The 14229-nt window shown below is 50.4% G+C and carries 11 protein-coding genes; 9 read left to right on the top strand and 2 right to left on the bottom strand.

Annotated features, from left to right (window positions below):
• Window positions 1-90: 90 nt before the first annotated feature.
• Window positions 91-3552: a hypothetical protein gene (locus tag B4E62_RS17115; protein ID WP_310067715.1), complete on the bottom strand. Its 3462-nt coding sequence runs from the start codon at window positions 3550-3552 to the stop codon at window positions 91-93.
• Window positions 3553-3897: 345 nt separating this feature from the next.
• Between B4E62_RS17115 and B4E62_RS17120 the strand changes: the two genes are divergently transcribed.
• A complete protein-coding gene (locus B4E62_RS17120; protein WP_331352912.1) occupies window positions 3898-5091 on the top strand; it encodes a class I SAM-dependent rRNA methyltransferase in 1194 nt (397 codons plus the stop codon).
• A gap of 42 nt (window positions 5092-5133) precedes the next feature.
• On the opposite strand, the gene B4E62_RS17125 is transcribed toward B4E62_RS17120, so the two are convergent.
• The gene (locus B4E62_RS17125) at window positions 5134-5787 is read right to left on the bottom strand and encodes an HAD family hydrolase (protein WP_331352913.1); all 654 of its coding nucleotides are present in this window, start codon (window positions 5785-5787) and stop codon (window positions 5134-5136) included.
• A 234-nt stretch (window positions 5788-6021) separates the two neighbouring features.
• Between B4E62_RS17125 and rppH the strand changes: the two genes are divergently transcribed.
• The 8 genes from rppH to B4E62_RS17165 all read left to right on the top strand — a co-directional run bounded on the left by rppH (window position 6022) and on the right by B4E62_RS17165 (window position 14209).
• Window positions 6022-6537, top strand: a complete 516-nt coding sequence (gene rppH, locus B4E62_RS17130; protein WP_331353088.1) for an RNA pyrophosphohydrolase — start codon at window positions 6022-6024, stop codon at window positions 6535-6537.
• 67 nt (window positions 6538-6604) lie between these two features.
• On the top strand, window positions 6605-8875 hold the full coding sequence (gene ptsP, locus B4E62_RS17135; protein WP_331352914.1) for a phosphoenolpyruvate--protein phosphotransferase: 2271 nt from the start codon (window positions 6605-6607) through the stop codon (window positions 8873-8875).
• A gap of 79 nt (window positions 8876-8954) precedes the next feature.
• Window positions 8955-9791, top strand: a complete 837-nt coding sequence (gene lgt, locus B4E62_RS17140; protein WP_331352915.1) for a prolipoprotein diacylglyceryl transferase — start codon at window positions 8955-8957, stop codon at window positions 9789-9791.
• 31 nt (window positions 9792-9822) lie between these two features.
• The gene (locus tag B4E62_RS17145) at window positions 9823-10662 is read left to right on the top strand and encodes a thymidylate synthase (RefSeq protein WP_331352916.1); all 840 of its coding nucleotides are present in this window, start codon (window positions 9823-9825) and stop codon (window positions 10660-10662) included.
• Window positions 10663-10714: 52 nt separating this feature from the next.
• Window positions 10715-11224, top strand: coding sequence for a dihydrofolate reductase (locus B4E62_RS17150; protein ID WP_331352917.1), 510 nt, complete (start codon window positions 10715-10717; stop codon window positions 11222-11224).
• 288 nt (window positions 11225-11512) lie between these two features.
• Complete coding sequence (locus B4E62_RS17155; protein WP_310067697.1) at window positions 11513-12295, top strand: DUF3450 domain-containing protein; 783 nt, start codon at window positions 11513-11515, stop codon at window positions 12293-12295.
• Window positions 12292-13671 (top strand): MotA/TolQ/ExbB proton channel family protein, encoded by a 1380-nt coding sequence (locus tag B4E62_RS17160; protein ID WP_310067695.1) that lies wholly within the window; start codon window positions 12292-12294, stop codon window positions 13669-13671. The genes B4E62_RS17155 and B4E62_RS17160 overlap by 4 nt, the downstream gene beginning before the upstream one ends.
• A 10-nt stretch (window positions 13672-13681) precedes the next feature.
• Window positions 13682-14209, top strand: coding sequence for a MotA/TolQ/ExbB proton channel family protein (locus B4E62_RS17165; RefSeq protein ID WP_310067693.1), 528 nt, complete (start codon window positions 13682-13684; stop codon window positions 14207-14209).
• Window positions 14210-14229 lie beyond the last annotated feature (20 nt).

A 14229-nucleotide genomic window follows, 5' to 3' on the forward strand; every position in this document is an offset into this window, starting at 1 on the left:
GAAAACGCAGTGCAAGAAAAACAAAACCCGCCTTTTAGGGCGGGGTTTGTTGGTGTTAACACCCCGAATTGGGGTATTGATGGAGCCAGGTTACAGCGAAGTTACGGTTGATGTGTATTCCGCTGGCGGGCGACCGGGTGCTGTTACAACCAGTTTGAACTGGCCCGAAGCCGCAGCTGCATCCCTTTTCACCACAAGATCGAAAGTGGTCGGGCCAGTTACATTGTCTGCTACGGTTACTGCTGTTGGGCTCAGTGTTACTGTTGCGCCCGTCAGATTTGTGCTATTGACGGTCACTGTTGTGCCAGCGGGCATGCTATTGCCATTGGTGTCACGCAGAATGATCGGCAATGTCTGGATAGAGTTTGCTGCCATGTCGATATTAGCCGGTTGGCCAATTAGTCGGTTCCCTGTTGTGTCTGCTACACCAGTACCCAGAACCAGCATGAGGTCTTGGCGTACAGTTACACTGTTGCGAGTACAGGTTGCACCTGTTGCTGGGCAGAGCGCGCCGTCGTAAATACCATTGCCCGCTGTTCTTACGCCATCTTTAACCAGAGAATTGCCAGGCCCAAAGATATCGATAAAAACTTCACCTAGGTTGTAGGTATTGTCTCGGTTGCTATCCAAATAGGCTTCGCCTAAGTCATCACACGCCGTGGCGGGGTCAACCAATGTAGGTGTCGGTACATTGCGAGTACAGGTACTACCGCTCTCAGCAAAGGTGTCATTGGCGTCATAGGTGCCGTTGCCGTTGGTGTCAACAAAGCTCTCATTACCCAAGGCGGTTGCCAAAATAGTCACTTTGCCTGAGGAAGGTCTTGGGTTTTGATTACGCCAAATTACTTTACAAGTACTGAATTCATCAGTAGAGCAGGCACTGTCGATTATACCGCCTGAGGTCGTAAAGCTGACTGAGGTATCTTTGGGGACAGGGTTATTAAAGGCGTCTGCCAACCGAATAACCACTTCCACTTCAAAGCCTTCGACGTAAATCGGCACATTATATTGTGAGGCTGAAATTGACATACTGTCCTGATCTGGAATGCCAGTAGAAATAACCAGTCCTGAAGATTGCGTCGAAATTGTGGTGCCGCCAGATTCGGTTGATGCGGTGACGCGCACGGTGGTGGTAATAGTACCGGCTTGCACGCGGGCGCTGACTATCCCTGAAGCATTACTGGTCGCTAAAACCTCTTGAGTGCAAGTACCTCCAGCAATCAGGCATACACCGCCGACACTGTTGTTTAAGGTAAGTGTTACCGGAACGCCAGACAGTGGTAATCCGTTAGGGCCATTCACGATAAAGCGTACATCCGACGTTTCTACGCCGCCGCCGCCTTTCAAGCTGATTTGAGCTGGATTAGCGCGGTCAAACACGATGTTCTGTGCAGTGGCCACTGTTATGTTCAATGTGGCAGTAGCGGTATTGACCTGCAGACTGGGCAGCGTTGAGGTAGCAGTAATTACGTCCGTTCCAATACAGCCATTCGCTTTGTAGAAAAGTGTGGCGCGACCGGTTTGGGTGCTAGCTGTACTTGTGGGCTGACCACTGGAGTCAGTCAGAATTGCAGTGCCATCGCGCACACAGGGCGAGGTGAATGTCGCCGTCGCGCTTCCAGTAGTGAGGTTGCCATTGCTGTCAACAAAACTGACCGAGAGACTGGTTGAGCCTCCCGGCGGCAGCACGGCATCCTCTATTCCTACATCTACTTGTCCAACCAGGAAGGTTGCACCACTGCTCTTACCTATATATACGGCTGCAGTATTCTCCAAAGGTCTTGGAATCAAGCGAGTGCTGAAGCTGTAGGATGTGCCCTTGGGGGAGGTAACTACTATATTGAAGCTGCCGCTTGGGCGTTTGGTTTCACTTGCTTTTAGTGTCACGGTGAATGAGGTTGGGTTCAGGGTGCTAGCCACACCGGTAGTCATGCTTTGATTGATAGTCACATCACTGGCAGTGCTAGTGCTCAGGGATACCGTTGTTCCCACTGGCATCGCATTACCATTGATATCTGCAAGGGTGACCGTAAACATGGTGGTTTCGTTGGCGCTTAATTCTATTGCTTCAGGTTGTCCCAGCAGGCGGCCATTTTGTGTCATTGGTTGTTCGCTGGACATGGACAGTACTATGTCCTGACGGATGGTTACCGGTTGTTTGGTGCAAGTTGAACCCTCTGTAGAGCAGAGAACGCCATTGTAAATACCGTTCTCAATATTGCGGCTCCCATTCATGTTGAAGTCTACATAGTCTTCCGCACTTGCACCTGTATTGAAGTCGCCATTTTCATTTTCATCGAGATAGGCCTCGCCCAAGTCGTCGCAAGGCTGGTCGTTACCACCTGGAGTTGCTTCCGCAGTTGATAGGGGGACATTAGGACTGCAGCCGTCAGTAAAACTATTGAAAATATCGGTATTAGCAGTGTAGAGGCCGTCACCGTTAACATCTTTAAAACTTTCATTACCTACAGTAGTGGCGAGAATGGTGACTCTACCATTGCTCGGTCTTGGGCTTTGGCTTTTCCAAATGACGGTACAGGTGCCGTTTATCGTGGTGCAATTGGTATCGATCGATCCGCCTTCAGTTAAAAATTGAACGGATGTACCGTCTGCTGGTGGGTTGTTAAATGCATCTGCAAGACGGATGGTAATGTTTACTGGCTCGCCGTCATAGTCCCAACCTGGAGGGTTAAAGCGTGAAGCTGAAATCGACATACTGTTTTGATCCGGCATGCCGGTTCCGATCGATAATTTATTTGAGCGAGCGGTAATGTTTGACGCGGGGTCTGTGGCGATGACTTCAACTGCAGTGGGAATTGTGCCTGCTTGCACTACGGTAGATGCATGGCCTGTACTATCCGTAGTTGCTGTGGCGGCAGTGAGTGCAATGCCGCCAAGCTGAGTGCTCAAACTGAAATTCAGGGGAATGTTTTTGATTGGTGCGCCGGTGCTGCCTTTTACTAAGAAGCGTACGGTTGATGTTTGTGCTCCGCCGCTATCCTTGAGGAAAATCTTGCTGGGGTTTGCCTCGACAAAGCTGATGGACTGCACGGTATCCTGTGCGACTTTGACGGTAACGCGAGCTACCTTGGCTACGCCGCCGATAATTGCCGTGGCGGTAATCTGATCATCACCAACGCAGCCCTTTGCTGCATAGGTAATACTCGCTTGACCTATATCGGTGGTGACCTTGTTGGTGATTTCAGTGCCTTGTGACAGCACGGCTTCGCCTGATGCATAACAGCCAGAATTGAAAGTCACCTGGATGGGCGTGGTTACCAGCGTGTTGGTGCTGCTGACAATATTAATTGTCAGAGTGGTGCTGGCACCCGGTGCGAGGTTAGTGTTGCCGGCGCCTATTGCCCCTTCGGTAAAACTGCTACCGCTGCCGAAACCAATCGCTGTGGGATCGGTTGTACTTACAGACCCTGAGCTGGCAGTGCTTGAGTTCCCAGAGTTAAGAAGCGGCGAATCGCTGCCACCGCCGCAAGCAGAAAGTAGCAGGCTGATGAACGCTGCACTGACAATCGTCGTCGTTTTTAGAGTATGCATGATGTCTTCCTAGGTTACCGACCGCCGTAAGTTGATTATAAGGCGGCGGCTGGTATTGAATTCGATGGTATAAATGGCATAAAGAATCTGCGCTAAGCTGTTGAGCTTATTGGGACTTATGGCCACAGCTAACGTTAGCTCATATCTTTTCAATGATAAAGTGCCAAGCGCTCAAAAAACGCGCTTCCGCAGCCAAATCACCCGATATTTGTGCGTTTCTTAGCATTTTCCTTGGCATTTCCGACTTCCTTTCGGTGCATTTTGCAGTTGGCGCATTTTTAATTCTGTGTCCCAGTCGCACAAGGCTTATAATCCGCGCACTTTTTTTGCTATGTGAGCCTTGCCATGACACTGCCTATCCTTGTTCTTAATTCCCAAGCGGATCGCCGCCTAAAATTGGGGCATTTGTGGATTTACAGCAACGAGGTGGATGTCGCCAAATCGCCGCTTAAATCTTTTTCAATGGGGCAGCAGGCGCTGGTCACAACTAACAGCGGCAAGCCGCTCGGTATCGCATTAGTCAATCCCAATGGACTGATCTGCGGCCGCTTGGTCAGCCGCGATGAAAAGTATCCGCTCAATAAATCGCTGTTGGTGCACCGCATAAAGCAATCGCTCGCGTTGCGCGAGATGGCATTTGATGAACCTTTTTATCGTCTGATCTATGGCGATGCTGATCTTCTTCCCGGGTTGGTGGTCGACCGTTTTGGCGATTATCTGGTGGTGCAGATTGCCAGTGCGGGTATGGAATTGGTGAAGGGTGAGATAGTTGAGGCGCTGGTGCAGGTGCTGAATCCGCATGGCGTATTGCTCGCCAACGAGCACAGCGCGCGCGCGCTGGAAGGTTTGTCGGAGTACACCGAAGTCGCCTACGGTGAAGTGCCTGAATCGGTGGAGTTAGTCGAAAACGGTACACGTTTTATGGCGCCGGTGCATGGTGGGCAAAAAACCGGTTGGTTTTACGACCACCGCATGAACCGTGCATTGCTGCAGCAATATGTGCAAGGCAGGCGGGTATTGGATGTATTTTCCTATATCGGCGGCTGGGGAGTGCAAGCGGCTGTGGCGGGTGCGAGCGAAGTATTCTGTGTAGATGCATCGGAATCGGCGACTGATGCAGTATTGGAGAATGCCCAGCTTAATGGTGTCGCCGATAAGGTTGCTGCGATTCAAGGCAAAGCCATCGATGTGTTGAAAGAACTGATCGCCAGTGATGAGCGTTTCGATGTGGTGGTGCTTGATCCGCCTGCATTTATCAAAAAACGCAAAGACCAAAAAGCGGGTGAGGCGGCGTATCGTCACATTAATGAGCTGGGGATGCGGTTGTTGGGGCGTGACGGTTTGTTGGTTTCAGCATCCTGCTCCATGCATTTGGGTAAAGATACCCTACTGGAAATTGTGCGCGCATCCGGCCGTCACTTGGATCGCCATGTGCAGATTATTGGGCAGGGCGGACAAGGGCCGGATCATCCGATCCATCCCGCTATTCCTGAAACCGATTATTTAAAAGCAGTATTTGCGCGCGTTTATTTAGCCTAGCCAAACCCAGACCTGCGTTTCCACTTCTCACAATAAGCCTGCCTAGCGCAGGCTTATTGCTTTCCAATTGCGCTCGCGGGCGATAGCGCTTAGCCGCGCGTCGGCATCGACTACTACCGGATGGTCAACCTGCTCCAGCAGAGGTAAATCATTAATCGAGTCGCTGTAAAAATAAGCGCCTTCCAGCGAGTGATGGTTGTGCTTAAGCCACTCGTTGAGGTGGACAATTTTGCCGGATTGGAAACAGGGCTCGCCCACATAGTTGCCAGTATAGCGACCGTCAACCACCTCCGGATCAGTGGCAAGAATGTCATCCACACCCAAATATTTGGCGATGGGGCGGGTCACAAAACCGTTGGTGGCGGTGATGATCAGCAAATGATCGCCCTGGTTGCGGTGGTGTTGCAGCAGTGCTTTTGCCTTGGGTAGCATCAATGGCTCGATATGGTCGCGCATAAATTCTGCATGTAATTTTTCCAGTTCGTCCATGCTGTGGCGAGAGAGCGGCGCCAGCGAAAACTGTAAATAGGCACGGATATCGAGGGTGCCATTTTTGTAGTCGGCGTAAAAGCCATCGTTCGCCTGGCGGTAGATTGCAGCATCTACCAACTGTTTTTCCACCAAAAAGACTCCCCAGCTGTGGTCGCTATCGCCTGCCAGCAAGGTGTTGTCGAGATCAAAAATTGCCAGTGCCACGGTGGTTCCCTATATATATGAAGTAAGTGTTTGCAGGAGTTGCTGCAAAAGGGGCGCTAGGATAACGGCAGTGGCGAGCGCGCTCAATGAAAACCATTTCCGAGATTCAGGGTTGCGGGTTTGGGTAAGCCTGATATAGTGCGGAAAACGCTGTTTTGTGGAACATGTCCGCTCTTTCATAGCTGGAGTTTTGTTTTCTGCCGCAGCAAAACCTTTTATATGGACAATTCCCCCGTGATAGATTCAGACGGATTCCGCCCTAATGTGGGCATTATTTTGACCAACGATCAGGGTCAATTGCTGTGGGCCCGGCGTGTTGGTGGTCAGGATGCCTGGCAGTTTCCGCAAGGTGGTATAAACCCCAATGAGACGCCCGAGCAAGCTCTTTACCGCGAGTTGCATGAAGAGGTTGGCCTGCGCCAGGAAGATGTGCAAATACTCGCCTGCACCCGTGGTTGGTTGCGCTACCGTTTGCCGCATCGTTTGGTTCGCCATAACTCTTTGCCGCTGTGTGTGGGGCAAAAACAAAAATGGTTTTTGTTGCGCATGTTGAGTGACGACGCCAAGGTGAGCCTCAATAATGGCGGTCGTGCCGAGTTTGATGACTGGCGTTGGGTCAGTTATTGGTATCCGTTGGGTAAAGTCGTCTCCTTTAAGCGCGATGTGTACCGTCGTGCGCTTAAAGAGTTGTCATTGTTTCACTCGCATTTGGAGGATCGCAGCGCCCGCGTTCGCTCGCCCCATAATTAAAGTAACTGTAAAGAAAGCACTTATAATCCCAACCATATCCACCTGACAGGCTTGATCACCAACCCCTATGTTAAATTCACTCCGCTCCATCGTTCTGGAAGTAAACGCCGCACGCGATATGAAAACCGCGTTGGCGATTATTGTTACGCGAGTAAAGCAGGTGATGGCGACCCAGGTGTGCTCAGTCTACTTGCGCGATGCCAAGGGCGATTATGTGCTCATGGCGACCGACGGCCTCAACGCTGATGCGGTTGGGAAGGTGCGGCTGGCGGCTGGTGAAGGTTTGGTTGGGCGCGTGGTTGTGCGCGAAGAACCGATCAATTTGGAACACGCCGAAGCGCATCCAAGCTATCAGTATTTTCCCGAGACTGGCGAAGAGCGCTATAGCGCCTTCCTCGGTGTGCCGATTATCCACCATCGCAAAGTGCTCGGTGTGCTCGTTGTCCAGCAAGTCGAGCAGCGCCGTTTTGACGAGGGAGAGGAGGCGTTTTTAGTCACCATGTCGGCGCAATTAGCGGGTGTGATTGCCCATGCTGAAGCGACTGGTGGAGTGGTACCGGTGGGCGCCAAGGCAACCCAGGCGAAATTTATCGGCGTGTCTGGCGCATCGGGTATTGCTATCGGTGAGGCGGTAGTGATTGCGCCATCGGCAGATTTAAGGTCGGTTCCCTATCAGGTGTGTAAGGATGTTGAGGCCGAAATCGCTTTCTTTCACCGCAGCCTGATGGCCGTGCGCGACGATATTAAATCTTTGGGTGAGCAATTAAAGGCGCGCATTAACCGCGAGGAGCAGGCGCTGTTTGATGCCTATCTCGCCATGCTTGATGATGCTTCCCTTGGCGGCGAAGTAACTGATCGTATTCGCAAAGGCGCCAACGCATCCTATGCCTGGAGTGAGGTGATCCTCGAGCACGAAAATATCTTCAATAGCATGAATGATCCCTACCTGCGCGAGCGGGCGACTGACTTGCGCGATCTGGGGCGTCGTGTGCTGGCGTACTTGCAGGAATCCAATCAAAAGACGCGTGTATATCCCGACAAAACCATCCTGATCGGTGAAGAGCTGACTGCATCAATGCTGGGGGAAATCCCCAAAGAAAAGCTGGCGGGCTTGGTGTCGGTGCTGGGCTCCTCCAACTCTCACGTTGCGATCCTGGCCCGGGCGATGGATATCCCCACGGTGATGGGCGCGGTGGATTTGCCTTTTACCCAAATCGATGGGCGTCCAATTATTGTAGATGGTTACAAAGGCACAGTTTACTGTGATCCCAGCGCACAATTGCGCAAGCAATACAAAGCGATCTTCCTTGAAGAACAGGCATTGGTTAAAGGCTTGGAGGCGCTTAAAGATCTCCCCTGCGAAACCAAAGATCGCTACCGTTTACCGTTGCACGTCAACACCGGTCTGATGGCTGATGTAGTGCGCTCGCTTGAGCGCGGAGCTGAAGGCGTGGGTTTGTATCGCACCGAAGTGCCGTTCCTATTGCGTGATCGTTTTCCCAGTGAGGAAGAGCAACGCGCCATTTATCGCGAGCAGTTGGAGGCATTTGCGCCCCACTCGGTGACCATGCGGACCCTCGATATCGGCGGTGATAAAGCCTTACCTTATTTCCCCATTGAAGAGGACAACCCCTTTCTAGGCTGGCGCGGTATCCGCGTCACACTGGATCACCCGGAGATTTTTCTCGCGCAAATTCGCGCCATGATCAAGGCCAGTGAAGGTTTGGATAATCTGCGTATCCTGCTACCGATGATCACAAATATGCAGGAGGTTGATGCGTCCAAGGCGCTGATCCAGCGCGTACATAAAGAGTTGCTCGAAGAGGGCTACCGCGTGCGCAAGCCGCAAATCGGGGTGATGATCGAGGTACCGGCAGCGGTATATCTTGCGCCGGAGTTATCGCGCCGGGTGGATTTCCTCTCGGTCGGTAGCAACGATCTCACGCAGTATCTGCTGGCAGTAGACCGCAATAATGCGCAGGTAGCGGACCTCTATCAAGCCTTCCATCCTGCTGTTCTACGCGCGTTGCAATATATCGTTTATGCAGCGCACGATGCCGGCATCAGTGTTAGTATCTGCGGCGAATTGGCGGGTGATCCGGGCGCTGCCATCCTGCTGATGGCAATGGGATATGATGTGCTGTCGATGAATGCCACCAACCTTCCCAAGGTAAAATCTGTGATTCGCGGTATTACCTTCGAGCGCGCGAAGCAGTTGCTAGCTGAGGTGATGCGCATGTCCAATGGTGATCTTATTCGCGACCATATCGCGCGTGAGTTGCGTGAGACAGGGTTGACTCGCCTGATCCGTCCGGTTGCTTCAGATGCAAATGAATAAATATAAATGTCTTGGGTGGGTCACAATTCCGCGCCATAATCACCGCCCACTGAGTTGGCTGTTTCAGGTTTAACCGCTTATGTTGCAATACCCGGATTTAAATCCCATCGCTTTTACTATCCCTATTGGCCCCATATCGCTTGGCGACATGACTATCGGGCCGTTCAATGTGCATTGGTATGGGGTTATGTATCTGCTGGCGTTTGCCAGTGCCTGGTTGATTTCCATGCATCGTGCCAAGGCTCCTGCTGCCACTGTGAACAAATCCCAAGTTGAAAATCTCATCACCTATGGTGCTTTTGGAGTGATACTCGGCGGTCGCTTTGGTTATGTGATGTTTTACAATTTTGAAGAATTCCTGCGCGATCCTCTCTGGCTGTTCCGCGTGTGGGAGGGTGGCATGTCATTTCATGGCGGTTTGATCGGTGTGATAGTGGCGATGATTATTTATTCCTATCGCATCAACCGTTCGTTTGTCAGTGTGATGGATTTTGTCGCTCCCATAGTCCCACTCGGTCTGGGTTTTGGCCGTTTGGGTAATTTTATCGGTCAGGAACTCTGGGGTCGTGTTAGCGATGTACCTTGGGCAATGGTATTCCCGAAGGCGCTGCCGGAAGGGCTGGCGCGTCACCCGAGCCAGTTATACCAAGCTTTCCTCGAAGGTCTGGTGTTGTTCGTGGTTGTGTTCTGGTTCTCTGCCAAACCTCGCCCGCGGGGCGCTGTGTCAGGCTTGTTCCTGATTGGCTATTCGATTTTCCGCTTTGGCGTTGAGTTTGTGCGCGAGCCAGATCTGGGGGTCGCCCTGATCGCTGGCATGACTCGAGGTCAATTGCTTTGCGTCCCCATGTTCCTGCTCGGTGCAGGGCTGCTGGTGTGGGCTTACGTCTTTGCCCCGAAATCCGCCAAGAACCCATAAGGTCTGTTAAATTTTTGGTACAGGTTTGTGAATGAAGCAATATCTTGATTTGATGCGCGATGTAGTGGAAAACGGTGTTCAGCGCGGCGACCGCACCGGCACAGGGACGCGCTCAGTCTTTGGTCGCCAGTTGCGTTTTGATCTCAATAAAGGCTTTCCCCTGGTGACCACCAAAACTGTCCATCTGAAAAGTGTGATTGTTGAATTGCTGTGGTTCCTGCAAGGGCGCACTGATGTTAGCTGGTTGCAGGAGCGGGGGTGTAACATCTGGAATGAGTGGGCCACCGAATCGGGCGATTTGGGGCCGGTCTATGGTAAGCAGTGGCGCAGTTGGGCGTGTCCAGATGGATCGACTATCGACCAGATTTCCCAAGTGATTGCCCAAATCAAGAAAAATCCCTATTCGCGTCGCTTGATTGTCAGTGCTTGGAATCCGGCTGATTTGCCGGATGAGTCGATGAGTCCCCAGCAGAATGTCGAGCGGGGGCGAATGGCGCTTGCTGCGTGCCACACCCTGTTTCAGTTTTATGTGTCCGAGGGTAAGCTTTCGTGCCAGCTTTACCAGCGTAGTGCTGATCTGTTTTTAGGGGTGCCGTTCAATATTGCCAGCTACGCACTCCTGACCCATATGATTGCCCAGCAGTGCGATTTGGGTGTTGGTGATTTTGTGCATACCTTTGGTGATTGCCATTTGTACAATAACCACATTACAGACGACATAGTTTACGAACAATTAACGCGCGAACCTAAAAACTTGCCTACACTTACGTTCTCGCGCAGGCCGGACACCATTTTCGGCTATGAATTACAGGATTTTGTGTTTGACGGTTACCAGCCCCATCCGCGTATAGTCGCGCCTATTGCTATCTAGTGGTGTTTTGGTTGTTGACGAATATATTAGAAGGTAAAGGTGAAGGCTCTGCATGAAATTGGCCATCATAGTTGCGGCAGCCAGAAATGGTGTTATCGGGTGCAATAATCAATTGCCCTGGCACCTTCCGCAAGATCTAAAGTATTTCAAAGCGGTAACACTGGGCAAGCCAGTTATCATGGGGCGTAAAACCTATGAGTCCATCGGTAAGCCTTTACCGGGACGCACTAATATAGTGATTACCCGTAACAAGGATTGGGTGGCTGCTGAGGGAGTAATTGTTACCAATAGTTTCGAGCAAGCGCTGCTTGAGGCGCAAAAAGTGCGCGGCTCCACGGTTTCGGATCTCGATGAGGTTATGGTTATTGGCGGTGCAGAAATATACCGTTCAGCGCTGCAATTTGCGGATCGCATTTATCTGACGCGTATTGATGTCGAGCCGCAAGGAGATGCCTTTTTTGAGGCGCTGGATGAGGCGAAATGGGGCTTGGAGTCATGCGCGGCGGGTGATGTGGCTGCGTTAGTACCACACGAGTTTTTAGTGTATTCCCGGATTGCGTGATAAATGATCGCTAATAACTAAAAGTTTTGTTTTAAATGTCTTTTTCTGGTTTGTTTTTGATGTTTTTGTTTTTGTGTTACCGGTGCACTTATTAAAAGCAGTAATGTGTTACCAAGTTGATACCTTAATACACACGTGGAAGGTTGTAGGATAAATCATTGGAAGTAGGTCATGGCGCTTATTACAATGCCGCCGTTCTTAGCCGCCTCGAAGAGGCTACGTGGATAACGCGTCTGTGGCAGCTTGTTGCCGCAAACTCACTTGATTGAACACCCAGTTGGGGGGATTATGAAAAAGCAGCGATTGAAAGCGGTGGCTCTGACCACAATGCTTTCTGCCGGCGCGCTAATGGGTAGCGTTGCCATGGCAGATCAAACTCTGGATGCAGTACTCCAGGCAGGTCAAGCCAAAACTACTTTGGCGCAAGACTCCCAGAAGCGCATTGATAGATTGGCTCAGGAAACTGACGATCTGGCGCAACAATTCAAACAACAAAACAAGCTGATCGACGATCTCCGCGTGTTTAACGCCCAGATGGAAAAGCAAGTTGCCAAGCAGTTGGTTGTGGTCCAGGAGTTGGAGCAATCAATCGAGAAAGTAACTGTTATCGAACGTCAAATTCAGCCGCTGATTTTCCGCATGCTCGATGGTTTGGAGCAGTTCGTGAATCTGGATAAGCCATTTTCATTGGAAGAGCGTCAAGCTCAAATCGCAATGCTGCGTGCTAACCAAGATCGTGCTGATATCTCTGTTTCAGAGAAGTTTCGTCAGGTGCTTGAGGCCTACAAAATTGAATCTGCTTACGGCAGCACAATTTCTGCATACAAAACTACCCTTTCACTTGATGGTCAGGATCGTGAAGTGAGCATCCTGCGTGTTGGCCGCATCTCTTTGATGTACCAAACAACTGATGCACAAGCCAGTGGTTATTGGGATGTTGCCCAAAAATCGTGGGTTTCATTAGATAGCTCTTACAATGCGCCGATTTTGAAAGGTTTGAAGATTGCGCGTGACCAAGCTACCAAAGATATTATGACTATGCCCATTCAAGCACCGGAGGCAGCACAATGAAAATGAAGTTTGTTAAAAACTGCCTGATGCTTGCCACTGTTGGTCTATTGAGCAGCAGTTTTGCTGTGGCTCAAGAGAAGGCTCAAACGCTTGATCAACTGTTGGATATGGTAAAAAAATCTCAAATCAGTGAGTCTGCTGAGCACAAGCAACGCGAAGCTGAATTTGCTCGCGATAAAGCTGGTCAGGCTGGTTTATTGGCGCAAGCTAATGCTACTCGCCAAGCAGAAGAGAACCGCTCTGTTGCTTTGGAAAAGAAGTACGCCGAACAGCAGCTCTTGGTTACTCAGAAAAAAGCGCAATTAAATGAGCGTTTGGGTTCAATGCGTGAACTCTTTGGTCATTTGACTTCAACTGCTGGCGATTTGCGCGCAACACTTGAGACTTCTCTGGTTAGCGCCCAATACCCTAATCGCGGTGACTTCTTGGATGCTTTGATCGAAAAGATGAATGGAAGTACTCAACTTCCTGACATCGAAGAGATTGAGCGTTTGTGGTACGAAGTTCAACGTGAAATGGTAGAAACTGGCCGTGTTGCGAAATTCAACGCAACAGTAATCAAACCAAATGGTGAGCAAGCGGAGCAAGAAATTGTTCGTGTTGGTACTTACAATCTGGTTTCAAATGGTACATACCTCACTTACGACGGCAGAAAAATTGAAGAGCTTGCGCGTCAGCCAGACTCAGCAATGCTTTCTGCCGCAGCAGCATTGCAATCTGCTACTAGCGGTGTAGTAGATTTGGGTATCGACCCAACTGGCCCTCTTGGTGGTCAGTTGCTTGGTGCCCTGATTCAGAAGCCAACCTTTATGGAATACCTTGATCAAGGCGGCTCAGTAGGTTGGGTAATCGTATACGTAGGTATCTTCGGTATTTTGCTTGGCTTCTGGCGTATGCTGGTTCTCTTCGCTATGAGTGCAAAAGTAAAAGCTCAACTTAAGAATGTGAGTAACCCAAGCACAAACAACCCGCTTGGTCGCGTATTGAAAGTTGCTCAAGAAAACAAAAATGTTGACCCTGAGACTTTGGAGTTGAAGCTCGAAGAAGCTGTGTTGAAAGAGCGTCCATCGATTGAAAGCGGCTTGGCGATTATGAAGATTATTGCTGCTGTAGGTCCGTTGCTGGGTCTGTTGGGTACCGTAACCGGTATGATTACAACCTTCCAGGCAATCACCATTTTCGGTGCTGGCGATCCTAAAAACATGGCAGGCGGTATTTCTGCAGCATTGGTAACTACCGTACAGGGTCTTGTTGTTGCTATCCCAATGGTATTAATGCATACCTTGGTTAATGGTCGCGCCAAGTCAGTGATTCACGTACTCGATGAGCAGACTACCGGTATTATTGCGGAAAATGCTGAGCGTAACGGCAAGTAGGAGATAAACCATGCAGGCTTTGACGGACGCTATAGGAACCCTTGAAGCCTTTTTGGACCAAGGCGGCATATTGATGTATGCAATCGCTGCCTTAACCCTTTGGATGTGGGTGCTCATATTTGAGCGCCTCGTCTATTTCAAAGGTAGTCTGAAAGGCGATATACAGCAGTCGCTCGCTCAATGGGAGTCTCGTAAAGAGCGCAAGTCTTGGAATGCTCATCAGATTCGTGCGGCACTTATTTCTCGCATGGATGACAAGATTAGCTCTAATTTGGACATGATTACTGCATTGGTAGCGTTATGTCCTCTCATGGGGTTGCTTGGAACCGTAACGGGAATGATTGAAGTGTTTGGTGTACTTGCCAACACTGGTGGTGGTGATGCTAAGTCTATGGCCGGTGGTGTATCAAAAGCCACTATTCCTACAATGGCTGGTATGGTCGCCGCAATTTCTGGTGTATTTGCAAGCACTTACTTGACTCGCATAGCAGATAATGAAAAAGCCTTATTTGCTGACCATCTGACAATGGATCACTAGTAATAGTGATCCATTGCAGT

Origin of the sequence: Cellvibrio sp. UBA7671 (assembly GCA_002483145.1) — a bacterium.
Taxonomy (GTDB): domain Bacteria; phylum Pseudomonadota; class Gammaproteobacteria; order Pseudomonadales; family Cellvibrionaceae; genus Cellvibrio; species Cellvibrio fibrivorans.

Coding starts and splice junctions, on each gene's coding strand:
- B4E62_RS17155 (WP_310067697.1), top strand. CDS start 11,513: ATGAAAAAGCAGCGATTGAAAGCGGTGGCTCTGACCACAATGCTTTCT.
- B4E62_RS17145 (WP_331352916.1), top strand. CDS start 9,823: ATGAAGCAATATCTTGATTTGATGCGCGATGTAGTGGAAAACGGTGTT.
- B4E62_RS17150 (WP_331352917.1), top strand. CDS start 10,715: ATGAAATTGGCCATCATAGTTGCGGCAGCCAGAAATGGTGTTATCGGG.
- ptsP (WP_331352914.1), top strand. CDS start 6,605: ATGTTAAATTCACTCCGCTCCATCGTTCTGGAAGTAAACGCCGCACGC.
- B4E62_RS17120 (WP_331352912.1), top strand. CDS start 3,898: ATGACACTGCCTATCCTTGTTCTTAATTCCCAAGCGGATCGCCGCCTA.
- B4E62_RS17160 (WP_310067695.1), top strand. CDS start 12,292: ATGAAAATGAAGTTTGTTAAAAACTGCCTGATGCTTGCCACTGTTGGT.
- B4E62_RS17115 (WP_310067715.1), bottom strand. CDS start 3,552: ATGCATACTCTAAAAACGACGACGATTGTCAGTGCAGCGTTCATCAGC.
- lgt (WP_331352915.1), top strand. CDS start 8,955: ATGTTGCAATACCCGGATTTAAATCCCATCGCTTTTACTATCCCTATT.
- B4E62_RS17165 (WP_310067693.1), top strand. CDS start 13,682: ATGCAGGCTTTGACGGACGCTATAGGAACCCTTGAAGCCTTTTTGGAC.